This window comes from Bacillus atrophaeus (assembly GCF_001584335.1).
GTDB classification, from domain to species: domain Bacteria; phylum Bacillota; class Bacilli; order Bacillales; family Bacillaceae; genus Bacillus; species Bacillus atrophaeus.
In genome coordinates this window covers 855012-878483 of sequence record NZ_LSBB01000001.1, presented here as the reverse complement: position 1 = coordinate 878483, position 23472 = coordinate 855012, and the positions used below count along the sequence as shown (strand labels likewise).

Sequence of the window (23472 nt, the reverse complement as noted above, 5' to 3'; positions counted from 1 at the left end):
TTCATTCAACTGTCCTCTTATAAAAGACATTTGTTAACTCAACACAGACATTTAAGTTACAAATATTATATAAGTCCATCTTCAATTTGACAAGACAGCAATCTTCAAGCCTCTCCTGTTGTAAGCGCTTAACACATTGATATGACAAGATTCTATATTTTCTAAATATTTTTACTGGATTTTTTCATTTAAAGGCCGGAGCTTTCTCCGCCTTCAGCCCCGGCTCCTGCTCTATTTCACGGTACCTTTTCCGAGCCAAGTGACAGAGGGAACAAATACCTCCCCGGATTTCATATTCATCAATTCCTCACCTATATTTAAAAACTGTTCATAACGGCCCGAATCAGCAAGAATACTGTCAAGGTTCTCCTCATAATAGTGCTTTTCTGTCTCCGAAGAAATGTAGTAACCCTCTACGGTTTCGAAATAATGAAGGGGGAAAAGCAGCCTGCTGTACATCAAGCGTTTGGAAAAAGAGGACAACGGGGTGATTTGCTCGTACTCCTGCAGAAAGTGAAAGCCTTGATTCAGCAAATCCTCTCTATGATATAAAAAAGTATGTCTCATATATTCAGCCAAATCACGGGCCGCATGGTCAAAAACCCAATCTGCCGGTATTCTGATTAATGACTCGGGCGACCAGGTATTCCGTTCCATCCGCTGATGGCAAATGGTTCCCGAATCGGTCACCTGAGGCTTATCATCCAGTTCCGTATCAACTAAGTATTGAACGGCATTTTCCGAAAGGCCTAAATAATATGGAAAAGATTCGATCATTTTTTTATCAAACGGCTCATGCGGAGGCATTTGAATTTTTTGCTGCCAGAAGGCTTCAAGCTGGTCAATCCGTTTCCCCCATAAGTCCTTCCATTGGCCAATTCTTCCGGCATCTTTCACTTCATAAGGAAAACCTCTGCCTTTTCTGTGGAACTCCGCAAGCTCTGCTCCGACAGAAAAAGAACGGTTCGTCACGGGCGGAACCGCCTTTAGCAACGCGTAGGATTTACCTTCATGTTCAAACGTCAGCTCCCCATCTTTTGTAAAGATAAAAACGGAAACGTATGGGTCACTTTGTTCTTGTAAATACTGACTCATGTAATAAAGCTCCGTCAGTTCCGCCTCGGAAAATTGCGAAACCGGAATGATTAAAAAAAAGGAATTTGGCGTCTGAAAGCATTCGTACGTTTGATACACCGAAAGCTGTCTGACTTGAATGCCGAACTTTTCTTTGATGACACCCTTCAAAATGATCACCTGCCTGTTGAATTGGGGTTCTTCACATCGTAGTCATACGGAGCCGGAATTATGATTACATATTTTAAACCTCCCGGAGACGCAAGAAAATAACGTACACATCTATCGCGTTTTGTATAAACTAGTAAAAAAAGATTGGGTGAAGCTGATGTCAGAAAAGGAACAAATAAGCCAGATGGAAAAAACGGCAAGGGAACGGATGAGGCAGCGCGGGGTAGAAATTGCGGATATTGCCGAGCTTGTGTTTTTTCTTCAGGAAAAATACCATCCTGATTTAACAATTGAAACCTGCACTTATAATGTAAATCGTGTGATTGCAAAGCGCGAAGTGCAAAATGCGATTTTAACCGGAATTGAATTGGATGTTCTCGCTGAGCAAAAAAAGCTTTCTGAACCGCTGCAAACGATTTTGGCTATTGATGAAAGCCTTTATGGAGTCGATGAGGTTCTTGCCTTTTCGATTGTGAATATATACGGGTCAATCGGGTTCACCAACTACGGCTACATTGATAAAGAAAAACCGGGGATTCTCGGCCGTTTAAATGATAAATCTACCGGTGAATGCCATACGTTCCTCGATGATATTGTCGGCGCGATCGCTGCCGCCGCATCCAGCAGGCTGGCCCATCGTGCCAGAAATACAGAATGAGGGCAGTCCATATGGACCGCCCTCTTTTTTCTTATATATGGGTAAGCCAGTCTGTTAAGGAATCAACGGCATGAGTCGGTTTATCAGGATAATCGGCCAAATGCTCTCTTTTGGTCACGCCTGTATGCACAAGAAGAGTGTCCATCCCTGCGTTCATACCCGCCATAATGTCTGTTGCGTAATTATCACCGACCATCAATGTTTCAGAGATATCTGTTCCGAGGACACGCATGGCTTGTTCCATAATGATGGATTCAGGCTTTCCGATAAATACAGGCTGAACGCCAGTTGATACGGTTAACACTGAAGTCAGTGAGCCATTGCCCGGCAAAAGCCCTCTTTCTGTCGGGATCGCCACGTCACCGTTTGTAGAAATGAAAGTGGCGCCGTTTCTGATCGCGAGGCAGCCTGTTGCCAGCTTTTCGTATGTAATGCCGCGGTCTATCCCTACCACTACAAAGTCTGCGTCTTCCTCAGCAAAGGTCAGGCCGTTTTCTTCAATCGCCTGGCGGATGCCTTCTTCGCCGATCACATAAACAGACGCATTCTGCTTCTGCTGCGCGATATGCTGAGCTGTCGCCATGCTTGTTGTGAAAACCTGCTCCTCTGTCGCCGGAATGTCAAAAGAAACCAGCTTGTCCGCCACCTGTTTCGGTGTGCGGGACGAGTTGTTTGTCACAAACAAATATGGAATGCCCCGTTCTTTCAGCTTTCTGACAAATTCGCAAGCTTCCTCAATTTTTTCGGTTCCGTTGTACATTGTACCGTCTAAATCAATTAAATATCCTTTATATGTTTTCATCAACTACACTCCCGTTGCTTTTCTTGATGGCTTATTTAAATGCAGAAACAGGGCCGAGTTCCGTCTCTAAGTAGCTCCTGATCCGTGACGGAAAGTCTTGCAGCACGGTGTGATGCGCTTGGATCAGTTTGAGAAGTTCTTCGGCGTCCGCCAGCTGATACTGCTGAACCAGTTTTTTACGGTAGGAAATAAACTGTTTTAAATGCGTCCCTTCCTCTTCCGTTACCACTTTTTCATCAACAAGAATGTCCATGATGTCGTCGTAGCTGCCCGGGTCCCGCATAATAAAACCGTCGATCATATAATTTCCCGTGTCGATAATGCATTCGATGGCGACATGGCCGATCCGCTCAAGCGCTTTTTTTTCAATCTCCGTCTGCCAGTCTGTTTGTTTTTTAAAAAGAGCCAATTCTTTTTCAAGAAATCCGAGGGTTTCTTCAATCCTGTTCCTGTCTACAAAATACATGACAGTCTCCCCTTTGCTTCTTTATTTTCGTAGTCGTTTCAAGACAAAATACGCACAGCCGAAATTGCAGTATTCGTAAATATACTCGTCTAACGTGCTGATTTTCGTTTCAAAGGTTGCCTTTTGATTCTGGTCGTCAAAAAAGCCTTTGAGCCGAAGCTGACTGTATCCCCAGTCTCCCACAATGTAGTCATATTTATTTAAGATGTCGGAATAGCGGGCTTTGAAGGCTTCTTCGTTGAACCCCTCTTTGAAGTTGCGGACTAACTCGAACTCAGCGTTTTGAATGAGAATCATGATTTCACCTCTTTTATCACTCATTTATATCATAATTCATTGCTTCGTCCCCATCAATTGCTAAAGAGTAAATCATCTGATTTGGCTACCCTAAGCTGTAAGGAGGGATTTACTAAAATGAAACATACTGCTTATATCGTCTGCCTTTTAGCTGGCCTTTTGACAGGCTGTACGGGAGCCGAAACAAACGATGCGCAACGGGATATCAAGACCGACAAGGAGATCGGCGGCAAGACCATCAGTGTGTCTGATCGAAAAGAGTCTTTCAATCAGGATAACAAAAATGGCCAGTTTGGATATGTCCGCTACCAAGCAAACAGCATGCCGGATGACACTCAAACGAAAGTGCCGACAATTGACCGTGAAAAAACCGCACATGTTATTTCCAGTTTAACGGTTCAGCTCCCGCATGTTCAAGATGCCGCGACACTCGTGACAGACAAAGAAGCGCTCATTGTTTACCAAACGAATTCAAAAAGACGGGAGCAGACGGCCGACCAGGTCAAAAAAACAGCAGCTTCTGTTATCCCGCGGTACTATCATGTGTATATTTCCGATAATCCAAACCTTGTGCAATCCATTGAGAACTACAGCAGGCTTCGTTCTGATTCAAGAGATATCAGTGACATCATGGCGGATACCATTCAAGAAATGAAAAAATCTCCGCAGGGAGGGCCTGTCTCTGAAGACGAAAATGCTAATGGAGAAACAGATCAGGATCAGGATCAAGCTCAAGGACCGCTGCAAACGAATCACAAATGACAAAAACGCCAGATATTCTGGCGTTTTGGCATTATGCTTGCGCTTGGCGCTTTTTAGAAGCTTCGTTAACCTGTTCATCCGCATGGTAGGATGAGCGGACAAGCGGACCTGCTTCACAGTGGCTGAAGCCTTTTTGCATAGCGATTTCTTTTAATTCGGCAAATTCGTCGGGGTGGTAATATTTTTGGACTTTCAAGTGTTTTTTGGACGGCTGCAGATATTGGCCGATTGCCATGATATCAACGTTGTTTGCCAACAGGTCGTCCATTACTTCGATGATTTCTTCCTTTGTTTCACCCAGACCGATCATAATGCTTGATTTCGTCGGAATGTCCGGCTGCATTTCTTTTGCACGGCGCAAAAATTCCAATGACCGATCATATTTCGCTCGTGCGCGGACTCTTGGAGTGAGGCGGCGGACCGTTTCAATATTGTGGTTTAAAATGTCGGGACGCGCGTCCATTAATGTTTTTAGATTATCGTAATTGCCGCCCATATCAGACGGAAGCACTTCAATGGTTGTAAACGGGCTTTTTCTGCGGATCGCTCGTACGGTTTCTGCGAAAACACCGGCTCCTCCGTCTTTTTGGTCATCACGCGCAACAGCTGTGATAACGGCATGCTTCAGATTCATAATGCTGACTGAATCAGCTACGCGTTCCGGTTCTTGCAAATCAAGTTCTGTCGGAAGGCCTGTCTTAACCGCGCAAAAGCGGCACGCTCTTGTACAGACAGAGCCCAAAATCATAAATGTAGCTGTACGTCTGACCGCCCAGCATTCATGTATATTGGGGCATTTCGCTTCCTCACACACCGTGTGCAGATTGTTTTCCCGCATTAATTTTTTGAGGCCCGTGTAATTTTCATTGGTATTTAATTTTATTTTAAGCCAATCGGGCTTTCTGAGGTGTTCGTCTTTCTTTGCCAATCCCATCATCTCCAATATCCAATATGTTTTCCTGAGCGCGAAAAATTCTGAAATCTCGATGGATGCAGACACCTTGGTTTCTGCAAAAAATATTATTTTTCTAACTAAAGAAAGTCTTTTCTCTAGACACTTTAACATAGGAAAAATTTCTCGACAAGGGAAGAGAATTACTGACATTTTCTTATCGAGTTGCCGCAAACTATACGTATTCAATATGAAAGGAGATCATTTTGTGAAAATTGTGTTATCCGCTCTTCTTCTCCTTTTGTTTGCATTCGAGCCTAGCATTTCGGGCAAAGAAAAGCCGGATTCCGTACTCTCTGCACGCATGGAATTATACCGCAAGGCGGAAGCGGTCACGCAAATCCCTTGGTACGCGCTTGCCGCCGTTGATCAATATGAAGAAAATGTGCGCAGCAACCGAAACGATTTGCCCGAAAAATCAGGAATCATCAGTATCTATATTCCGGATGACATATGGAGCGGACCTGAAAATCCTAACCCTAAGGATGATGCTCCGCTAAGTATAAAAGTGTTTGACGGGATCGGCATGGATGGGGATGGCGACGGTAAAGCCGAGGTCAGCAATGACGAGGATATCTTGTATACATTCGCCCAATACTTGCTGTCATACGGAACGGACGTGGACAATATCCGCATCGGACTATGGAATTTTTATCATCGTGATCAGACTGTCGGAATTATTACAGAGTTTATGAAACTGTTTAAGGCTTACGGTCATATTGATCTCGGTGAGCATGCCTTTCCTCTGCCCGTCAGAACAGATTATAGCTATCGGAGCACATGGGGAGATGCCCGCGGTTTTGGAGGCAGGCGCATCCATGAAGGAACGGATCTGTTCGCCCATTACGGGATGCCGGTCCGGTCTACCTGCTACGGGGTGATTGAAATGAAAGGCTGGAACCGCTTCGGAGGATGGAGAATTGGAATCAGAGATGTGAATAATACGTATCATTACTTTGCCCACCTTAACGGCTTTGCCAAAGGAATCAAAACCGGTCAGATTGTCGAACCGGGGCAAGTGATCGGTTCTGTCGGCAGCTCAGGCTACGGCCCGCCCGGAACAGCCGGGAAATTCCCTCCGCATCTGCATTACGGTATGTACAAAGATAACGGCAGAACCGAATGGTCGTTTGATCCATACCCGCATTTAAGAGCATGGGAACGTTTTGAAATACGAAAAAAGAAGTAGCGAAAACAGCCGCCCTCTAAAGGAAGGCGGCTGATTTTACTCGCTGCTTTTTTTACTGTTTTTTGATGATCCGCTGTCTTCCTCTTTGCTGCTTGGCAGCTGAACAGACGGGGTGACACCGGTTCCGCCGCTTCCATTGTAGAATTGCGGAACTTCTCCCTGCACCGCTTTGATAGAGACCGGAATGGTGTTTGTGACGACGGATGTTTTGGTTGCGAACGGAATAATGACTTTCACTTTAATTTCAACAGAGATACTGATATCAATTAACGCGTTATTAATGCCGTACGGCTCAATTTTTGTCTTCACATCAGTGAGCGCGTCACCGATTAAACTAAACCTTACCGGTATTTTCGGCCCCAAATTGCCGAGAATGGTATTGCCGGTCACCTGTCCCAGCGGAATATTGATCATAATATTCTCGTTAGCGCCGCTATTTTTTCCTGATCCGTGTTTCTTGCTATGCGTGAATTCGCCTGTTTCCACTTCTTTCAGATGCGATTGCAGCTGTTTTGTTATCTTCGTTTTCATACTGTTGACGATTTGTGTATTAAAATCGATTGTCGTTAATTTGCCGTTTTCATCGGAGTTCATCTCAAACATGTCTTTCATGTTATCACGATTTGACATATAGTCTTCAATTGAGGCTTGAATGACTTCTATCGCCACGCGTTTCGTTTCCATTTCTCCGATATCCATCAAAATCGGTTTGATGGAGGCATTAATGATCCACAGGCTTACCGTTGTGGAAATGAGGAAAAATACAAGTGTAAGCAGCATAACGTACCGAAATGGCAAAGGTCCTCTTTTACGAAGAGGGCCGCGAAATCTTGGCAAGCAAAATCCCCCCTTACATATCACAATGTATGCTTGTAAAGGGGGACATAGTAATAGCCGGGACAATTTATTTTGCCATTTTCAAAAGAGCCTCTCGTCCGCTCATTCCCACATGAATGCCGAGATCTTCCGCGGCGTACGTAATGGATTCCAAAGGAGCGTCCAACAGCTGGTCAATGGTGCGGACGCCGACAGCCCGGCCCGCGATGATTCCGCGTTCCTTTAATTTGTCATTCAGCAGCGCAACATCCAGCGCGCCGCACATAATATATCCGTGATCATTGGCCACCGCCATAAAATTTGTTTTGGGAAGCTTAACAGTGACCGCTGTAAAAGGTTCACCTTCAATGAGAATCGGTGTAAGGTTTACCACATCAAATCACTCCCTTCATCTATACTTTATGATGAAGGGCACAGCTTGTTGTGGGCAGAAAGCTTACTGTGTAAGTTTCCAGGCCAGAAGGTCCCGTAAAAACTCCGGCATGAAAAATTCTTTTTCTCCCGCGTCCCGTATAAGAGGAAACAGCCTTCCCAATGTAAACATGTCCAGCGTTCCGACTGTGTACACGCGGTCTTTTTCTATGTGTTCTCCATTTATCGTGATATGGATGACATCAGTAATGCCGTCATCAAGCCGTTCCGTTTGAACCTCGGCCCCCGCATATACCATTTTCCCCATCACTTCTCCGCGGAAGCCCAATCCTTTTATACGAAGCTGCTCTATTTTCTCTGTGGCGGCCTGAAGGATTGTTTCTTTGAGGTCTTCTCCTGTGAGACGCACGGTAACAGGGTTTATGGGATGCGGGCAGATGCGGTGCAGGTCAAGCTTGGTCACAGGCCCGGATTTCAGCGGCCCCAAGATGATGCCCGAATTCACCATGCTGATTTCACTGCCGCACCACTCTTGCAGCGCCTCGGCCAAAAGTTTAGGCAATGCGGATTCCTCGAACCACTTGACTTCCGCATCCTTGTCCAAAACGCCGATCTCATCAGCCAGCAATTCCTCGGCTTCACGTTCTTTTTCCTCAAGAAATGCCTTCGTCTCTTTTGATTCTTCCGGCCATTCAGACATGTTTTGAACGGATGCTTTCTTTTCAACAATTTGCCTCCGTTTGCTGTCAATGACCAGTTCGACACAGCCGACATAGTTGCCGTACTTTTCGGCGCAAGCGAGCAAAACGCCATTTACCATTTGGCCGTTTTCAAGTAAATGGTGGGTGTGCGATTCTAAAATCACATCAAGCTCAGGAAATGCTTCAGCCGCCGCCTGGTCATCAATAATGCCTAAATGGGAAAGCAAAATAATAATATCGGCTCTGTCTTTCACTTCTGCGATCATTTCTTTTATCTTCTCGAAAGCGTCGGTTACAGTCCAGTCCAGTTTGTCATAAACAGGATAATACGGTACGGTCACACCCAAAATTGCCATCGTCATTCCATTTTCGAGTGTTTTCATCACATAAGGCACCGCCCACTTCGGACGTTTTCCGTGTTTGTCAAACAGGTTGGAGACGATAACGGGGAATTCGGCATGATCGTATAAGGCCGCCAGCTCTTCATGAGGAAGGGTAATTCCTTCGTTATTCCCGATGGCAGCCGCATCTATATGAAGACGGTTCAGCAGATCTACATTTGTCTTTCCATATGTCGCTTCTGTCACGAATTGAAAACGATCGACATGATCGCCGATATCAAATACGAGCGCCTCTTCGCTGTTTAACAAATGCTCTTTTCTTTTCTGCTCAATATAGTGGACGATTTTCGGCCAGTTTTCAAAATGGCTGTGTAAATCATTGGTGTGATATAAGCGGAGTTTCTCTAACATACAATCTCTCCCTAATCCTTCATCTGAATATGCCTTCATAAATTAATTGGCAGCCGATTAAAATTAACACAATCCGCATGGTGGCAACGATCGTTTTGGTCTGCATTCTTTTATTGATAGCCGCGCCAAGTTTCCCTCCGAACCAAGCACCCGGAATGAGAGCAAGAGCATACAGCCAATCAACATGGCCGGAGAGAACGTGAGAAACAGATCCTGTAACAGAAGACAGGAAAATAATAAACATTGATGTTGCGACCGCGACCTTTGGCGGGAATAAAAATAAAAGCATCATGGCGGGCACCATCAGCGAACCGCCGCCAATGCCGAAAAGCCCGCCTAAAAAACCGACGGCAAAGGCGATGGCAATTCCGGCAGCCGCATTGTAGGAATAGGTATACGGCTCGCCCGAATCATCCCGAAAAGTCCGAATTATCCCTTGATGCTCTTTGTTCAGCGGCCTTGCTTTCTTTTTCAGCATTAATGATACTGAAATCAGAATCATAAAAATCCCAAACCAGACAGAAAACGAATCAGAATTAAACAGCTTCGATACGTAAGCTCCGATTATACTTCCGGGGCCTGAACCGATAAAGAAAATCAGTCCGCTTTTATAATCAACCGTTTTGTATTTAATATAAGCAAGCGTGGAAGATAAGCCTGTAAAAATAATGACCAAAAGCGAGGTCCCGATGGCGACCTGGGGTGTTACATCTTGAAAGAAAGGGGTCGCGCTGCTTAAAAACAGCAAGGCGGGAACAATGACAATCCCTCCTCCAAGGCCAATCAGGCTTCCTACCGTACCCGCAATCAAACCCAATACAATTAAAATCATATAAGACACTTACATTCTCCTCTTTCCCTAGTTGAATAAATCGAGCTGCCTTGGAGAGAGGTCGGTATATTCGATTCCGAGCATACTCAGCATCTCTTTTCCATTGTCAGCCGCGTCTCCGCCGGAATTGTTGTTAAACAGCACGTAAACATCACGGCATTGCTGCTGGAGAATGGCAAGGTTCTTTTTCCAATCTTCTAGCTCTTGTTTATTATAACGGTATAAATATCTGACTTCGCGCCAGTTTTGTCCCCCATCAGGTTTGATCCAGCCTTGTTTATTCCGGCCATGAAACCTGACGAGCGTTTTGTTCTTATCTGTCGCCTTTAAAACGGTCGGTACGCTGCCCTCACCGATTTGCGGCTCGTCGCACACACTGTGAATCCAGCCTTCAGCCTTCATAAAGGAAAGCGTCTGTTCATAAAACTGGGGCGAAAACCACGAACGGTGCCGGAATTCAAGAGCGCACGGAATGCTCCCCATTTGTTGTTTGCACCACCTTAAGTAGGCGACGTTTTCTTTTTTACAATCAAACCATGGCGGAAATTGGAACAGCACCATGGCCAGCTTATTGGTATGTAGATAAGGCGTTAATGACACCTTAAAAGCGTCAAACATCTCTTCTTTTGTCTCAAACGGTATCTCGCCGCGCTGGTGGCCGGTCATTCCTTGAAAAGCCTTTATGATAAATTGAAAGGTTGCGGGTGTTTCTTTCACCCATTTTTCATTGTTGCGCTGCGGCTGAACCGCGTAAAAACTCGCATCTACTTCTACGATGGGAAAATGGGAAGAATAGGCCTGTAATTTTTGCTGATTGCCTGTTTTCGGCGGATAGATGCTGTCATGATCCCCCCAGCCCGTCAGTCCGATATAAATCACAATCATTCACCTCTCTTCCAGTTTATCACACGTGTTTTCAGGTTTCCTTGTAAAAGCTGTTGATGTTTTGAGAAAAAGCTGATCGCAGATAAAGATATTGTTCCTCATTAGTGTCTAAAAACGCTTCTTCTCTAGAGGAAGGTATATTTTGGTATACGATCCGCTGCGGAAACTGATCGCTCGTGAAATCATACACGCCCCCGTTTATGCTGTTATAGAAATGCCAGCTGCCGCCGACTTTTGTTTTTAATATGGAGCCGCCGTAACGGTCTTGGATAACCAGAGCGGTCACACTGCACTGGCCGCACGACGGGCATTCTTTCGTCCATTTCGAACTGGTCTTCTGCGACCATGATTTCGTTAAAATGTCTTTTAATTCTTGCTCATCCTGGATCATCGTTTTCCTCCTTCTTCATGTAAAAGATACCACTATTAGCATGTTTTAAAAACAAAGGCATGGTAAAGGTTGATTTAGAGAATAAACATATAAAGTTGCAAATGGGTATATATGTTAGGATAAATATAAATTGTGTAGATTTCTATTTCAACTAATGGTCAGGTTAGTTGAAGAAGGATTCGTTATAATTGAAGGTGTTTAGTAATGCCAATAACGGATTCTCAGATGGATTTGCTTTTTTTATCAACATATATTAAAGTAGATAAAACTATTTACTAATATTAAGAAAGGAGGCAAAAAGTCATGGAAGCTGTTTTCAGAAGAATTGCAACAGAAGTAAAGTCATATTTACATCTAGGAGATTTACTTTCAATGGGACCAGTCTGTCCTTTTTTAAGCAAACTTCATATAGAGACCAGCGACCGGAAGCTTTTTGTCTTTTTATTTTAGAATCTGCAGAAAACCCTTAAATGGTTTGTGCATTTTGATTAAATACTAAGCAATAACCAGACGCCGGTTTTATATGGCGTCTTTTTGCGTTATACAGGTGAAGAATTGAGATGAATATGTGTATACAGCCTCTTGTTGGATGAAATTCATGAAAAAGTGGACAAAGATCAGGTAAGGAACCACTAAATAACGAAAACCAAGTTGCAATAAGTCCCAGGAGTTTCAGAAAGGGTGAGACAATTGTTTAAAAAACTTAGGCAATATAGAAACGTTTCAGTGTTCCAAACGCTTCTAATTTAGAAAAATAATTAGAAGCGAGGAGTAATAATATGAAAAAACAAAAAATCTTTAATAAATCATTTCTATTTTTATTTATAAGTAACTTTTTAGTATTTATAGGGTTTGAAATGCTGCTGCCTATTTTACCAGCCTATTTGTTAAGCATGAATGCCTCTTCCATTCAAGTAGGTCTAATGACAACATTATTTACACTAGGCGCTGTTCTAATCAGACCGTTTGTGGGGTACTATTTAATTGATAACCAACGGAAAAGTCTTGCCATTATTGCCAGTGCAGCTTTAATGATTATTACAATGCTATATCCTTTTCTTCATATTATTTGGCTTTTGCTATTGTTACGACTTTTCCATGGCGCAGCGTGGGGGGTATCAACCACAGCCAATAGTACAATTGTAGTCGATTTAATTCCTAAGACACGGTTAGGAGAAGGTATAGGGTATTTTTCTATTTCAACAACGGTCGGGGCTATCATTGCTCCGAGTGTAGGTATCCTTATCTATGGCTCTTTTTCCTTCAATATTTTAATTTGGTCATCCGTAGTACTCAGTCTATTGGCAGTTATTGCGCTTCAATTTGTATATTCACCTGCTCCTGTTAAACACGAGAGGCAGCCATTTCAATTTTTTGAAGCGATTTTTGAAAAAGACGCATGGTTCCCAGCATTACTGACGGTTATTACAACACTTGGTTTTGGAGCGATCATTACTTTTTTAGTTCTTTTTGGAAAACAAAAGGGATTAGATCATATTTTTCTATTCTTCCTTATCAATGCGACTGTCTCTACTTTACTACGTCCGTTTACAGGAAAATGGTATGACAAAAAAGGACCTTGGTCTATCATCGTTGTGGCAGCAGTTCTAGGATTTTTGTCACTTGTCATGCTGTCTTATACGACAAATAATCTTTATCTTATTATTGCAGCGATTTTATTTGGCGCTGGTTATGGAACTGTTATGCCATGTTTACAAACATGGACGGTTCAAAAGGTAAGTGAAGAAAAAAGCGGCGCTGCCAACGCAACCTTTCTTTCCAGTTTTGACGTTGGTGTTGGAGTCAGCGCATTTGTATTAGGGATTTTAGCTGAATGGATGAGTTTAGAGATGATCTTCCGGATTGTTAGTCTAAGTTTTATTTTTGTTGCTGTTTTAGTCTATAAGGATTTTTTAAATGAAAAGAAAAAGTATAAAAATATATAAAATCGATATAAAAACAAATCCACTTCTGTGTTAATAGAGGTGGATTTGTTTTGTTGATATTTGCTTAGCGTTCAAAATTTTCGAATGTTGGCGGTATCCATTATAGGAATAATTATTTTTAATCGTAATATGTGAAATATCTTAATTAAAGTAACGGGGGCAATCGCCACATTAAGGCTTTTCCCATCCCCAATGGAACTGAGTTCCATGAAGCCTTAAGAGATTGTGACCGGATGGAAGTCACTCATGCGATCCCCGTTCGGGACCGGCTTTATGAAGGAATAACCAGCTCTCCCTCATGCAGGGCGGACTTTTGCCCATCATATTTATACACACATCGCCCCCTGCTGTATGTCGCTGTGATTCGGCAGGGAAATGTATGTTCTTCGTAAATGCTTTGTTTATGCTTGGAAAACATCGTTTCTTTTGTCACGGTGTGCGGCTTCATTTCGATGAATACGAAATCGGCATCTCGCCCCGCTTCAATCCGTCCTTTTTTCAACAGGCCGAAACGTTCTGCCGGGGCAGCGGCCGTCCATTCGGCGACGGCTTCAAAAGGAATATTCCGGCTTGCGGCAAGCTCAATCATGCCCAGCAATGTGAATTGCCCGCCGCTGATGCCGCCCCAGGAAAGAAAGAGATCGTCCTCCCGTTTCAGCGCCGGCGGACAAGGAGAATGATCAGAGGAGACGATGTCAATCTTTCCGGCAAGCAGCATGTTGATTAATTCTTCCTTGGACGCTTCCGCCCTAAGCGGCGGAGCGCATTTAGCAACAGAGCCTTTTTCCCGAAGGTCTTCATGGCTGAACAGCAGATAATGCGGACAGGTTTCAACTGTAACATCCATTCCGTCTTCTTTTGCCTGCTGAATCAGCAAAACAGCTTTTCTCGTGCTGATATGTACAAAATGAAGCGGGCAGCCGGTCACTTTCGCATACTGAATCGCCCGATATACCGCTTCAGCCTCCGCTTCCTCCGGACGGGATGCGGCGTACGCATCGGCGTCCATTTTCCCTTGATCCATCAGCTCAGCTTGCAGAAAGCTTGTGATCGGATCGCTCTCCGCGTGAAGAGCAAGTATTTTACCGCAAGCCGCAATCTCTTTCATTCCGTTAAAAAGTGTCCGCTCATCGGCTGAATGAAATTCCTCTGTGCCGCACTTAGATAAAAATGCTTTAAAGCCAACCGCTCCCGCTTCCGCCATCGGACGAATGTCGGCTATATGCCCTGGAACCAATCCGCCCCACAAGGCAAAATCCACCGCGGATTTTTGCTTGCCGAGTTCCGCTTTTGCACGTAAGTTTTCAGCAGTCACCGTGGATGGAATGCAATTAAGCGGCATGTCAAAGTAGGTCGTACAGCCGCCTGCCGCCATCATTTGTGAGCCGGTCCGGATACCTTCCCACTCTTCTCTGCCCGGTTCATTAAAGTGCACGTGGCAGTCTACAGCCCCCGGAAACAAATATTGCCCGTCTGCTTGCACCACCTCGTCCGCCTCTTCTTCAATAGCCGGACTGACCGCCGCGATGATTCCGTCTTTGACTGCAATATCAACTTCTTTGACGCCTTCTCTTACCACTGCCTTTGCGCCCTTTATGATCAGATCATAAGCCATTTGCTTCCCCCCTGCGATGACTTTTTAATGTCATATAATGTAACAATTTCAATCTATTTATGTTAGTTTACTGCTATTATAATCGTATTACATCAGCAAAAGCGCTATAATTTCTGATTATTTTTATTCATCTTAACCAATAGTTAGTTTTCACAGAAAAGGAGAATGATCTATGAATATTTTCGATGTCATGAAAATCCCGGCGTATCAGTCTGCAAAAATCATTGCGGGACAGTCCGGGGCAACCAGAGAGGTTCAGCATGTAAATATGATGGATGCGCCTGATATTGCGGATTTCCTCCATAAAAATGAATTGCTCGTGACGACCGCTTATCATCTTAAAGATAACCCCTATCAATTATCTGAGCTGATTAAGCAAATGGCCAAGCGGGGCTGCGCCGGTCTCGGCATTAAAACAAAGCGCTACCTCGATGATATTCCCAAAGACGTTATTGAGCTTGCGGACCACTATGAATTCCCCATCATTGAGCTTGCTGAGGATATTCGGCTCGGCGACATTGTGAACGCTACGCTGAGCCATATTCTTGATATGCGTTCGAAGGAGCTTCAGCAGGCGATTTATGCCCATAAAAAATTCACCAGCCACATTATGAGCGGCAAAGGCCTTCAATCCCTGCTCAAAAAGGTGTCAGCCATTCTCCAGCTTCCTGTCATTTTGCTTGACCAGCATACAAAGCTGATCTCGGCATCCCATCAGATTCCAATCGACACCGCAAAGCTGAAAGGCATGCTGCGCGCTTTATCCGGCCCCTTCTTCACTTGTTTTTCTATGCTGTCTGACCGGAAAACGTATTCTGTCCTTCCTATTTATACCCATGAAAAAAACTGTGGCTTTCTATTAATTCCAGATATGGTGCCGGCCGCAGATAAAGGCATTGTCCTCACGATTGAGCAGGCGGCCAATGTCATTTCATTCGAGCTGCTGAAGGAAAACGCGCTGAAGCAGTTCAGCCGCCGGGCACGCAATGAGTTTTTCAGCAATTTTATCGAGCATTCCTTTTCAACCCATGAAGAAATCAAAAACCGCGCCAAAGAATTCCGGCTTGGCTGGGATCAAAAATATATGTGCATCGCGGGCAAGCTTGATCGTAACGACAAAGCGATCAGCTTTACAGAAAATCAGCTGGCTTCTGACAGTGTATTTGAATTCCTCGAGGGAGAGCTGTCTTCGTTTCCATTCCCTCCCCACCTTTTTATCAAAGGGAACGTCGGTATTCTTTTAATTGAAGCGACGGACAGCTGGAGTGAAATACATACAGCGGTCATCCGTTTTTTGGAACAGTTTCAAACACAGGTGCGGGCCCAATTTAAGCGAACGCTCTCCTTTGGCATCAGCAACATCTGCCAAAAACTGATCGAGGTTCCCGACGCGTTTACAGAGGCTTCCGACGCTCTCCATTCCGGACATTTGTCAAGGAGTACTGAATTCATTCAAGTGTACCACGTCAAAGATGTTCCCGAACTGCTCCGGCTCCTTCCGGCAGAGGACTTGAAGAAATTTTACAGCGCCACCCTTCAAAGCCTCGCTGACCGGCAGCAGGAGGATCAAAGCCTGCTCTATACTTTATCCGTTTATTTGGAAACACACTGCCAGATTTCCGAAACAGCCAAACGATTATATGTACATCGCAATACGGTCATCTACCGTTTGGAAAAATGTGAGGAGCTGCTTGGCAAAAGTTTAAAAGATCCGGAGACGACCATGCGATTACGCCTCGCGCTAAGAATACAGCGGCTGATCGGCTGATTGTTATATTTTCTCACTAATATTCAGTATTTTGGTTATTCCAGCAGCTATGCACTGTTTTTCCAATGACACTCCCGAACGATATCATGTTCTAAAATGAACATAATGAAGGAGGGGCAGTGAAACAGAAACAAAAATCGGTTATGGTCCTGACGCTTGGTTTCGAGCATGTATCAGCCATGGATGCGGAGGTGATATTAGTGCCTCTGCTTGTGGGCAGATCGTTACATTCGGCATCAGAACATCTGACATATCTATTAGCGATCGACATTCTGACGTGCGGATTGCAGCTTACTCGGAGTCATTTATGAGCATTCTCCTTGGATTGCGCGTTAAGCCGCCTCATCTGAGCAGCCCTTCCGATCAGAAAACAGACTATCAAATCCCGCGCTTTTTCGCCTTTTGGATATCAGGTGTATAGGGGGAGTTAATTGTAAAGCCCGGCCTTTACGGTCAGGCTTTTTTATTTAATGTTCACCGCGGTTTTCACCCTGTTATAATAAAAAGGCAGAGATCCTCTTAAAACCGCAGCTCCCCTACACCCATAGACCCCGGATCATCTCCATCTGCTTCTTTTCATTTTCTTTGAACTCTTTACAGCCGGCATTCGTATATAGTAACGAAACCAAGTTTCGAGGTGGGGTATGGACATTCTTTCAGATGAAGAATTGATGGAAAAAGTAAAACAAAAGGATATGGAGGCCTACAACAGCCTATATACCCGTCACGCTCAAAAGACATATCAATTTATTTTTCTATACATCCGCCAAAAACAGGCGGCTGAAGATCTCCTGCAAGAAACCTTTATCCGCGTGTATGTAAAAAGCCGCACTTACAAAAGTGAAAAAGCAAGCTTTCGCACTTGGCTTCATCAAATCGCGCACAGATTGTGCATTGACCACTATCGGAAGCACTCTAAGTTTAAATGGCAGCAGATCGAGCCAAATGAACATGAAGACGCGGAGTCCGGATCTGTGGAATATCATGTACAGAATAAAATGCTGATTCAGCAGTATGTGGGACAGCTGCCTGACAAAGAGCGTTCCATTCTGATTCTTGCTTATTACCAAGGATTTTCCGGCAGAGAAATCTCCCATATTCTTAACATCCCGGAAGGAACCGTCAAATCAAAGCTTCATTATTCACTTAAAAAATTGAACAAACAGCTGAAAAAGGAGATGAATGACGAATGAAGGAACACGATGAAGTCAAACGCATGATTGAAGGCTTGCACGAGCAAATGCCTGAACTTAATAATCTGTTGCGCCTGAACAGCGTCCCCCTTCCAGAAGATGCAGCCCAATCGCCTCTTCCGCCGAAAACTTGGTTTGACCGCCTGAGCCATTGGCTGACATATCCAAGCTGGCAGCTGCCTGATCTATTATCGCTGCGTTCTTTCTCTCATACGTTTGCGATTTTCCCGATTTTATCCGGAAGCTTTGCGGCACAAATACTCTTTTTCTTATTCTTAGGAAGGTGATGAAATGACAATCGGTACAATGATCGGAATCATAAGCGGTGCGGCGGCGCTTGCCGTAGGGTCAATCGGGGCTTTAGTGGGGTCGGCGTTTAACCGGCAGATTTTGAATACAATCGGTGTCGACTCGCTTCCGCAGGATCCAAAAAGAAAATATGCGCTAATTGCGAAGCATTGCAGATTTTTGGGAGAATGGAACCGATTTGACAGTTATAATGTGTTCGTTTTCTTATTAGGGATTCTTTTCCTTGCCGGAGCCGGCGCTTTAGTGATAATTCGATTTGAAGCGGGCGGCACCCCGTTTCAAGATACGCTCCAGCTTGCTTTTTTAGTTAATTCTCTCAGCTGGATTACCGTGTCATCCGTCTTGATGCTTGGCAGATTTGTCCAATTGGTGCATGTGTATAAGTATGGTGTTCAGCCTATCAGTGAGGAAGACACGACCGCAGCTCCGCCAAAAGAAACACAGACGAAAAGGAAGCATACAGTCTATTGGACTGTCGTAACAGCAGCGACCATCCTTTTTATAGCGGGAGGTCTTTTGCTTCTCAAATTCCCTGTCGTTTTCATTATTTTAGCGGCATGCTACTTATTGTTTATGTTGATATTTAATTCCCTTTATCATAGAAGCAAGCGCCAATAAGAAAACTTCAGCTGCTATAAAGCTGAAGTTCTTTTTTTATGATTTTGCCTCTGGAACGTATCCTGACGTATGCGCCAGCAAAGCGCCAAGATATGCCTCTTCTATCGGCCAGACTCCTAAACGATTATTCATCATATGAATATAGTGGAAAGCCAAGTGGGAAACCGGGGTTCTGATTTTCTCAGACTCTTTTATCTCAGAAAAGGCATGTTCAAGCACTTGTCCATAACCGTCCGTTAATTCCTTGACACGCGGATCGGCGGCCATCCTTTCCATCACTTGATTGATGACATCGACCCTTTTTTTCGCAGCCTCTTCCAGTTTTGTTTTATAGGAAATCCCTTCCGTGTAATCAGCTCCGCTCCAGTAATGCAGCATGCTTTCCCAAAGCTGCCGCGTTTCCGCTTCTGACAGAGAGGCTTTTTCAGCAGTTATTTTCATCAATAACAGTGCCAGATCAAAGCGGTCTTTATCGGAAAAATAATCATGATTCACAAATAAAAGAGCAAGTTCACTCGACGACTGAAAGATATTTTCAGCAACATCCACTCCTTGAAGGCCGCCGTATTTTTCGTACTCCTGTTCATATTCTTCCTGCTGAAATCCAGATTCAAAATCCGCTGTCTCTGCTTTGACAGGCAGCAAACGGCTTAAGTCTGGAACCGGTTCGGCTATGACCGCCGAAAGGCATTGGCTGAAACGCTCTTCAAGGAGCTCTTCAGCGGCTTCCATCTCAGCCTCATCCACCAAAAATCTCAAACGGATATGAGGGCCTTGCATATCAATATAACGGATAAAAAACCACTTATGTACTTGAACACTGTTTTTGATTTGCTGAACAGCAGGTGTCACAATGTTGACGATAATCTTTTCTAAATACTCGGCCCTCGGCACATAAATGCTGTAAAACACCCATTCTTTCATATAAAAACCCCTTTCTGATTGGCTATAACTGATTCTTCATGCTTCACACCAGGCCATTGGAACAAGGACATATATTCAGACGCAATCACATGCCCTTCCTCACTCTTGAGCCAATGCTGATTCCGGTCAGGCAGCGCTTCAGTAAACGTAATCGACAAAAGATCGTCTTCTGCTGCAACCGTGTTCACAGCCGCTTCTATTGAATGATAGCTATTAAAATTCATGTACATCGGTTTTCTTTGCTTCGGATTCAGCATGACGCTTGTCCTCTCCCCGGAAAGAAAGCCCTCATCAGGAAGTCCGTAATTCTTTTGAAATGCTTTCATTCTTGTAAAATAGGCATACTCACTTTCACGATGTTCTTTTAGCGGGAATAAGAAAGCCGGAATCCGCCATCTGGAACGTCTTTGAACGATTCTTCCCTCTTGCACGCGGGAATGAAATTCCACTTTCTCCGGCGGAGGCGCTTTTGAAAATAACGGAGAAGACACCCAATCCGCCTGATAAGCATTGATCCAGGGCATCATAATGGTAAACAGATAGGATACAGGCCCGTGCATCATATGCTGAGGGACGGCACCGAAATACATGGGGGCGACAGGACGTCCTTCTTTATTTACAAGAGCCAGCGTGCCGGAATCCTCATGAACCAAAAGCAGATCTTTTAATAGAATATCATTCTGGTCTGATGTAGGATTTTCGCCAAGCCATCTTAAGGATTGTGATGTAATGCCGGGATCAGTCTGTAAATTGCTGAAATCTGAAATCATCGGAAAATGAACGATGTCTGAGCTGGGGTTCATAGCATTCACCCATTGCTTCATGAGAGTGCTTAAATTCCGCCCGTCCTCTTGAAACATAGATTGGAATCGAAGCAGCAGCCCCAGCCCGGAGCTGATTTGATTGATAACCAACTGGTAGTCTCCAGCCGCAATGCTGTCTCTGCCGTTATTTGCGGCCAACTGATAAAAAACGGTTGCGCTTGGCGGCGCAGAACTGGCGCCATAAGGGGCAAAGACTCTTGACTCCTCCAGTTTCAAAGCGGTCTTCTTATCTTTCCGCAAGGCGTTTTTGATTAATCGCGGCCGGTCTTTTCTCTTTTCAAACTGATACAAAAATGCTTGAATGTCGCTGCACAAGCCTCCCCTCCCATACGTTTCTACGAAATGCTCACATAGTAAATCGTACAGGTGTGTGCGGAATTGATAGTTTCTGAGCTGATGAGACAGCTTTTCCATATCACGTTTTACATACTCACCTAATGGCGGATGATCTCCGGCAAATTTCACATTTTCATAAACGAGTTTTTCATTCAATAAGCTTTTTGGAGCCTTATGTGTCAGCTCACTGAATGCGCGTTTGGCGAGTCTGTGAATCAGCTGGTGATACTTAAGTCTTCGCTTTGCTTCACTGGCCGCAAGCGCCTCTATGCAGCCATCCATCCATTTCACAATGCGCGCCAGCCGCCTTGCTTTTCGGGAAGGTATCGGCTGAAGGAAATCGTATAAACTTAGCAAAGGCTGCTCGGATTTTCTTGAAAAGGGGAGAACCGGTTTGATCCATTGTTCAGCTGACAAACAAGGTATGGTTAAAGACGTGTTTTTCAGCAGTTCCGTTACTTCCTCGAAACTTCCTGAACAGAGTGACTCAATCACACTCATCTGTTCATCTGATACGTTTTCTGAAACCATTTTATCCTCCCGCCATGCAAATCCGTTCAAAATCGTATAAGAGCTTTTCATCAGCTGTATAGTGTTTTTTTCTGCTGGTTGAAGAGATTGGTTTTTTTCATATTGCAAGTACCGGGAAAATTCAGGATGCTGTGCCATTTCAAAAATGAGTTCGCTGCAAATCGATTTGGATATGCTGCAAAAGTTTGTTTTCTGAGTGCTGGGGGCCGGCGCATCATCAGCTGAAAAAGAGGTCAATCCGATTTTTGTAAAGGTGCTGAACGGGCTGGTTTTTGCAGTGATTCTTCCTAAATAAGCCATACTGGAGCGTGCGTATTGTTTATGAGGCTGCCACAATTTCGGCTTGCTTTTCTTATAGGCGGTTAAATATTTTGGATTGGCCAGCGCCATTCCTTTTTGCCATTCTTTATTTTCCATTTCATACGCTAACCGTTTACCAGCCTGCTTAATTTCTTCCTCAAAAAGCTGCTTTGTGTCTTCCATATATGTCTGTCTGTCGTGAATCGCCGTATACCATTGATCAAATAAACCAAAATCGGCTTCTGACATTCGTTTTTTTAATTCCGTTCTATTTTCTTCTGAAATCTTGACAGCACGGCTATTAAAAATATCCCGTTTGATTTTTAGCAGAAAACGGAGGATCGTCGTTTCCTCATCCTGCAGTCGGGAAATCAGTTCATAAAAAATGTCGCTTAAAGGTTCTTTCAAGTTTTCAAGGGCTTGTTCAAGATCAAGAATCTTGTCAACATTTTTTGCCGATTCTGCTATATCCATACTTTTCAAACTGTCGATGCTGCCGCCTGCAGCCCGCAGCATAACAAACGGCGCCACATTTTCCGCCATTACAAATCACCCCATATTTCCGAATACATTTCTTATGAGAAAGAGAAAAGCTGACAATAGACAAAAGAAATAAGTGAGTGAAACTAAGGAGTACGTTACATAAACTGCTTTCCGTTTTTTCGCCATATTATTTAAATAAGCCGGAAGCTTTTTAAACGTCATCACATGCAGTAAATAAGTTAAGGCTCTTTTTCTTAGTGATAATTCGCCGGCTGCGGCTTCTACAGCATGATACCCATCTGTCGGCAGCAGCAAATTCAGGTTGCTGAGGACAAAGCATATTTGCATAAATGAAATGAGTTGGGCTGTTTCGCTCACTGTTCCCTGAGGTGCCAACATAGCAATCCCCGCCCACAAACCGCTGGCCAATAGGTCTGAATACGGACCGGCCAGTGCGATATGAATACGGCTTTTCTTGCTTTTTAAACGGTATGTGTCTGTCCTATCCACATAAGCAACAGGGATAAAATAATATAACAGCGCGACGCCCGCTTCACGAATGTTGACGCCGTACGCCTTCGTTACGAGGGCATGAGCCATTTCATGCACAATTAAATGAAAAATAATGACACACGCCAGCAATATCCAATTAACAGACGTCCACACGATTTGCCAACCGGCTGTCACGTTAAGCAGAATAAAAGAGGATAGCGCACAAAAAAACAGGACATATAAAGTTATTTTTTGAAGCATAGCGGGAATAGAATGGTATATATGCAATAAAGCGTCAGTTGTCTTATTTAACGATTTAGCCAAAGGTAAGCGAAGCATCGGTTTGTCAGCAGCCCGGCGCATCACCCGCTTCACCTGATGTTCAGGCAAAGGTTTAATATTCAGCACATCAGCTTTTCTTAAAGATGAAAAAAACACATGCACAATTTCCGGGAAGTTAGAGTATTTCGCATAATCACGTTCTAATTTTTTAATAATATCGTGACCGGTATTAGCACCGTCCATCAAGTTGAAGATTTCCAGACCGACTTTGGAAAGCCTGATATATTTTCCATTATGTTGGTCAAACAACATGGGTTCTTCATTCGCGCCTATTAACAACTCCACCCCTTCTTCCAAGTAAAGGGGATTCACCAAAAGCTCTTCATCGCAGTGAGACTGAACCTGAGCGTTGTTTATGAGCATACATTAAACTCCTTTAAATGACATTCAAATACGATATAATAGTAAGGAAAGTAAGACATGCGCCTGCTCCCAACAGGCACTTGTCTTACTTCAATTGATCACCCGTAGCTGCTTGCACTTCCGGCTGTAGACGCTGTAGTTGCCGGACATGAAGCTGTTGTAAAGGAGGAAGCAGTGCTCGCTGTTCCCGCAACAGTCGCCAAATCCACTTGAGCCGGCAGCTCTTCGGCGTATAATTCCAATGTTTTAATGGATGTATCTTTTTCTGACATATTGTCACCGCCTAA

At 44.1% G+C, this 23472-nt stretch carries 24 protein-coding genes and 1 pseudogene; 9 read left to right on the top strand and 16 right to left on the bottom strand.

The window, feature by feature from the left end; all coding sequences use genetic code 11:
• Positions 1-231 precede the first annotated feature (231 nt).
• Positions 232-1248 carry a spore coat-associated protein CotNH gene (yutH, locus tag AXI57_RS04335; RefSeq protein ID WP_034718237.1) on the bottom strand — a complete coding sequence of 339 codons (1017 nt, stop codon included), beginning with the start codon at positions 1246-1248 and terminating at the stop codon, positions 232-234.
• 154 nt (positions 1249-1402) lie between these two features.
• On the opposite strand from yutH, the gene AXI57_RS04330 reads away from it, so the two are divergent.
• Positions 1403-1903 (top strand): phosphatidylglycerophosphatase A family protein, encoded by a 501-nt coding sequence (locus AXI57_RS04330; protein WP_003327092.1) that lies wholly within the window; start codon positions 1403-1405, stop codon positions 1901-1903.
• Positions 1904-1934: 31 nt separating this feature from the next.
• Here AXI57_RS04330 and AXI57_RS04325 read toward each other — a convergent pair whose 3' ends face one another.
• Genes AXI57_RS04325 through AXI57_RS04315 form a run of 3 tightly spaced genes read right to left on the bottom strand, consistent with a single transcriptional unit; the run spans position 1935 to position 3468 of the window.
• The gene (locus AXI57_RS04325; RefSeq protein ID WP_010789830.1) at positions 1935-2705 is read right to left on the bottom strand and encodes a TIGR01457 family HAD-type hydrolase; all 771 of its coding nucleotides are present in this window, start codon (positions 2703-2705) and stop codon (positions 1935-1937) included.
• Between the two features lie 31 nt (positions 2706-2736).
• Positions 2737-3171: a DUF86 domain-containing protein gene (locus AXI57_RS04320; protein WP_061669333.1), complete on the bottom strand. Its 435-nt coding sequence runs from the start codon at positions 3169-3171 to the stop codon at positions 2737-2739.
• Positions 3172-3192: 21 nt separating this feature from the next.
• Positions 3193-3468: a YutD family protein gene (locus AXI57_RS04315; protein WP_003327089.1), complete on the bottom strand. Its 276-nt coding sequence runs from the start codon at positions 3466-3468 to the stop codon at positions 3193-3195.
• A gap of 117 nt (positions 3469-3585) precedes the next feature.
• Between AXI57_RS04315 and AXI57_RS04310 the strand changes: the two genes are divergently transcribed.
• Entirely contained in the window at positions 3586-4230 is a 645-nt protein-coding gene (locus tag AXI57_RS04310; protein WP_061669332.1) for a YhcN/YlaJ family sporulation lipoprotein, read from the top strand.
• Positions 4231-4261: 31 nt separating this feature from the next.
• On the opposite strand, the gene lipA is transcribed toward AXI57_RS04310, so the two are convergent.
• Positions 4262-5158: a lipoyl synthase gene (gene lipA, locus AXI57_RS04305; RefSeq protein WP_003327086.1), complete on the bottom strand. Its 897-nt coding sequence runs from the start codon at positions 5156-5158 to the stop codon at positions 4262-4264.
• Between the two features lie 232 nt (positions 5159-5390).
• Here lipA and lytH point away from each other — a divergent pair, with 232 nt between their 5' ends.
• Entirely contained in the window at positions 5391-6371 is a 981-nt protein-coding gene (lytH, locus tag AXI57_RS04300; RefSeq protein ID WP_003327085.1) for an L-Ala--D-Glu endopeptidase, read from the top strand.
• A 36-nt stretch (positions 6372-6407) separates the two neighbouring features.
• Here lytH and yunB read toward each other — a convergent pair whose 3' ends face one another.
• The 6 genes from yunB to AXI57_RS04270 all read right to left on the bottom strand — a co-directional run bounded on the left by yunB (position 6408) and on the right by AXI57_RS04270 (position 11141).
• Positions 6408-7208, bottom strand: coding sequence for a sporulation protein YunB (gene yunB, locus AXI57_RS04295; protein ID WP_003327084.1), 801 nt, complete (start codon positions 7206-7208; stop codon positions 6408-6410).
• Between the two features lie 67 nt (positions 7209-7275).
• Complete coding sequence (locus AXI57_RS04290; protein ID WP_003327083.1) at positions 7276-7581, bottom strand: YunC family protein; 306 nt, start codon at positions 7579-7581, stop codon at positions 7276-7278.
• A gap of 63 nt (positions 7582-7644) precedes the next feature.
• Positions 7645-9033 carry a bifunctional metallophosphatase/5'-nucleotidase gene (locus AXI57_RS04285; protein ID WP_061669331.1) on the bottom strand — a complete coding sequence of 463 codons (1389 nt, stop codon included), beginning with the start codon at positions 9031-9033 and terminating at the stop codon, positions 7645-7647.
• Between the two features lie 19 nt (positions 9034-9052).
• Positions 9053-9874 carry a sulfite exporter TauE/SafE family protein gene (locus AXI57_RS04280; RefSeq protein WP_010789836.1) on the bottom strand — a complete coding sequence of 274 codons (822 nt, stop codon included), beginning with the start codon at positions 9872-9874 and terminating at the stop codon, positions 9053-9055.
• An 18-nt stretch (positions 9875-9892) separates the two neighbouring features.
• Complete coding sequence (locus tag AXI57_RS04275) at positions 9893-10744, bottom strand: DUF72 domain-containing protein (RefSeq protein WP_003327080.1); 852 nt, start codon at positions 10742-10744, stop codon at positions 9893-9895.
• 37 nt (positions 10745-10781) lie between these two features.
• A complete protein-coding gene (locus tag AXI57_RS04270; RefSeq protein ID WP_003327079.1) occupies positions 10782-11141 on the bottom strand; it encodes a YunG family protein in 360 nt (119 codons plus the stop codon).
• A gap of 779 nt (positions 11142-11920) precedes the next feature.
• Here AXI57_RS04270 and AXI57_RS04265 point away from each other — a divergent pair.
• Positions 11921-13087 carry an MFS transporter gene (locus tag AXI57_RS04265; protein WP_010789839.1) on the top strand — a complete coding sequence of 389 codons (1167 nt, stop codon included), beginning with the start codon at positions 11921-11923 and terminating at the stop codon, positions 13085-13087.
• Between the two features lie 271 nt (positions 13088-13358).
• Here the strand turns inward: AXI57_RS04265 and AXI57_RS04260 are convergent, their stop codons facing one another.
• A complete protein-coding gene (locus tag AXI57_RS04260) occupies positions 13359-14702 on the bottom strand; it encodes an allantoinase (protein WP_061669330.1) in 1344 nt (447 codons plus the stop codon).
• Between the two features lie 172 nt (positions 14703-14874).
• Here AXI57_RS04260 and AXI57_RS04255 point away from each other — a divergent pair, with 172 nt between their 5' ends.
• The 5 genes and pseudogenes from AXI57_RS04255 (at position 14875) to AXI57_RS04235 (ending at position 18590) form a co-directional block, all read left to right on the top strand.
• Entirely contained in the window at positions 14875-16470 is a 1596-nt protein-coding gene (locus AXI57_RS04255; protein ID WP_061669329.1) for a PucR family transcriptional regulator, read from the top strand.
• Between the two features lie 143 nt (positions 16471-16613).
• Positions 16614-16757, top strand: a pseudogene (locus AXI57_RS21910) (solute carrier family 23 protein); the annotation flags it as partial.
• A gap of 357 nt (positions 16758-17114) precedes the next feature.
• The gene (locus tag AXI57_RS04245) at positions 17115-17663 is read left to right on the top strand and encodes an RNA polymerase sigma factor (protein ID WP_003327072.1); all 549 of its coding nucleotides are present in this window, start codon (positions 17115-17117) and stop codon (positions 17661-17663) included.
• Positions 17660-17950: a hypothetical protein gene (locus AXI57_RS04240; RefSeq protein WP_013390649.1), complete on the top strand. Its 291-nt coding sequence runs from the start codon at positions 17660-17662 to the stop codon at positions 17948-17950. Before AXI57_RS04245 ends, AXI57_RS04240 begins: the two co-directional genes overlap by 4 nt.
• Before the next feature lie 4 nt (positions 17951-17954).
• Entirely contained in the window at positions 17955-18590 is a 636-nt protein-coding gene (locus AXI57_RS04235) for a hypothetical protein (RefSeq protein WP_061669328.1), read from the top strand.
• Positions 18591-18626: 36 nt separating this feature from the next.
• Here AXI57_RS04235 and AXI57_RS04230 read toward each other — a convergent pair whose 3' ends face one another.
• From AXI57_RS04230 to AXI57_RS21270, 4 genes are all read right to left on the bottom strand, one after another.
• Complete coding sequence (locus AXI57_RS04230) at positions 18627-19514, bottom strand: thiopeptide-type bacteriocin biosynthesis protein (RefSeq protein WP_003327070.1); 888 nt, start codon at positions 19512-19514, stop codon at positions 18627-18629.
• Positions 19511-22048, bottom strand: a complete 2538-nt coding sequence (locus AXI57_RS04225; RefSeq protein ID WP_061669327.1) for a lantibiotic dehydratase — start codon at positions 22046-22048, stop codon at positions 19511-19513. Before AXI57_RS04225 ends, AXI57_RS04230 begins: the two co-directional genes overlap by 4 nt.
• Positions 22049-22054: 6 nt before the next feature.
• Positions 22055-23185, bottom strand: coding sequence for a PqqD family peptide modification chaperone (locus AXI57_RS04220; RefSeq protein WP_010789848.1), 1131 nt, complete (start codon positions 23183-23185; stop codon positions 22055-22057).
• A 98-nt stretch (positions 23186-23283) separates the two neighbouring features.
• Entirely contained in the window at positions 23284-23457 is a 174-nt protein-coding gene (locus AXI57_RS21270) for a thiocillin family RiPP (protein ID WP_003327066.1), read from the bottom strand.
• Positions 23458-23472 lie beyond the last annotated feature (15 nt).

Bases quoted from the DNA above. Each gene is read 5' to 3' on its own strand.
- AXI57_RS04310 (WP_061669332.1), top strand. From the start codon at position 3,586: ATGAAACATACTGCTTATATCGTCTGCCTTTTAGCTGGCCTTTTGACA.
- AXI57_RS04255 (WP_061669329.1), top strand. From the start codon at position 14,875: ATGAATATTTTCGATGTCATGAAAATCCCGGCGTATCAGTCTGCAAAA.
- AXI57_RS04330 (WP_003327092.1), top strand. From the start codon at position 1,403: ATGTCAGAAAAGGAACAAATAAGCCAGATGGAAAAAACGGCAAGGGAA.
- AXI57_RS04325 (WP_010789830.1), bottom strand. From the start codon at position 2,705: ATGAAAACATATAAAGGATATTTAATTGATTTAGACGGTACAATGTAC.
- AXI57_RS04265 (WP_010789839.1), top strand. From the start codon at position 11,921: ATGAAAAAACAAAAAATCTTTAATAAATCATTTCTATTTTTATTTATA.
- AXI57_RS04235 (WP_061669328.1), top strand. From the start codon at position 17,955: ATGACAATCGGTACAATGATCGGAATCATAAGCGGTGCGGCGGCGCTT.
- AXI57_RS04225 (WP_061669327.1), bottom strand. From the start codon at position 22,048: ATGGCGGAAAATGTGGCGCCGTTTGTTATGCTGCGGGCTGCAGGCGGC.
- AXI57_RS04240 (WP_013390649.1), top strand. From the start codon at position 17,660: ATGAAGGAACACGATGAAGTCAAACGCATGATTGAAGGCTTGCACGAG.
- AXI57_RS04245 (WP_003327072.1), top strand. From the start codon at position 17,115: ATGGACATTCTTTCAGATGAAGAATTGATGGAAAAAGTAAAACAAAAG.
- AXI57_RS04270 (WP_003327079.1), bottom strand. From the start codon at position 11,141: ATGATCCAGGATGAGCAAGAATTAAAAGACATTTTAACGAAATCATGG.
- AXI57_RS04315 (WP_003327089.1), bottom strand. From the start codon at position 3,468: ATGATTCTCATTCAAAACGCTGAGTTCGAGTTAGTCCGCAACTTCAAA.
- AXI57_RS04220 (WP_010789848.1), bottom strand. From the start codon at position 23,185: ATGCTCATAAACAACGCTCAGGTTCAGTCTCACTGCGATGAAGAGCTT.
- AXI57_RS04230 (WP_003327070.1), bottom strand. From the start codon at position 19,514: ATGAAAGAATGGGTGTTTTACAGCATTTATGTGCCGAGGGCCGAGTAT.
- AXI57_RS04260 (WP_061669330.1), bottom strand. From the start codon at position 14,702: ATGGCTTATGATCTGATCATAAAGGGCGCAAAGGCAGTGGTAAGAGAA.
- AXI57_RS04285 (WP_061669331.1), bottom strand. From the start codon at position 9,033: ATGTTAGAGAAACTCCGCTTATATCACACCAATGATTTACACAGCCAT.
- AXI57_RS21270 (WP_003327066.1), bottom strand. From the start codon at position 23,457: ATGTCAGAAAAAGATACATCCATTAAAACATTGGAATTATACGCCGAA.
- AXI57_RS04320 (WP_061669333.1), bottom strand. From the start codon at position 3,171: ATGTATTTTGTAGACAGGAACAGGATTGAAGAAACCCTCGGATTTCTT.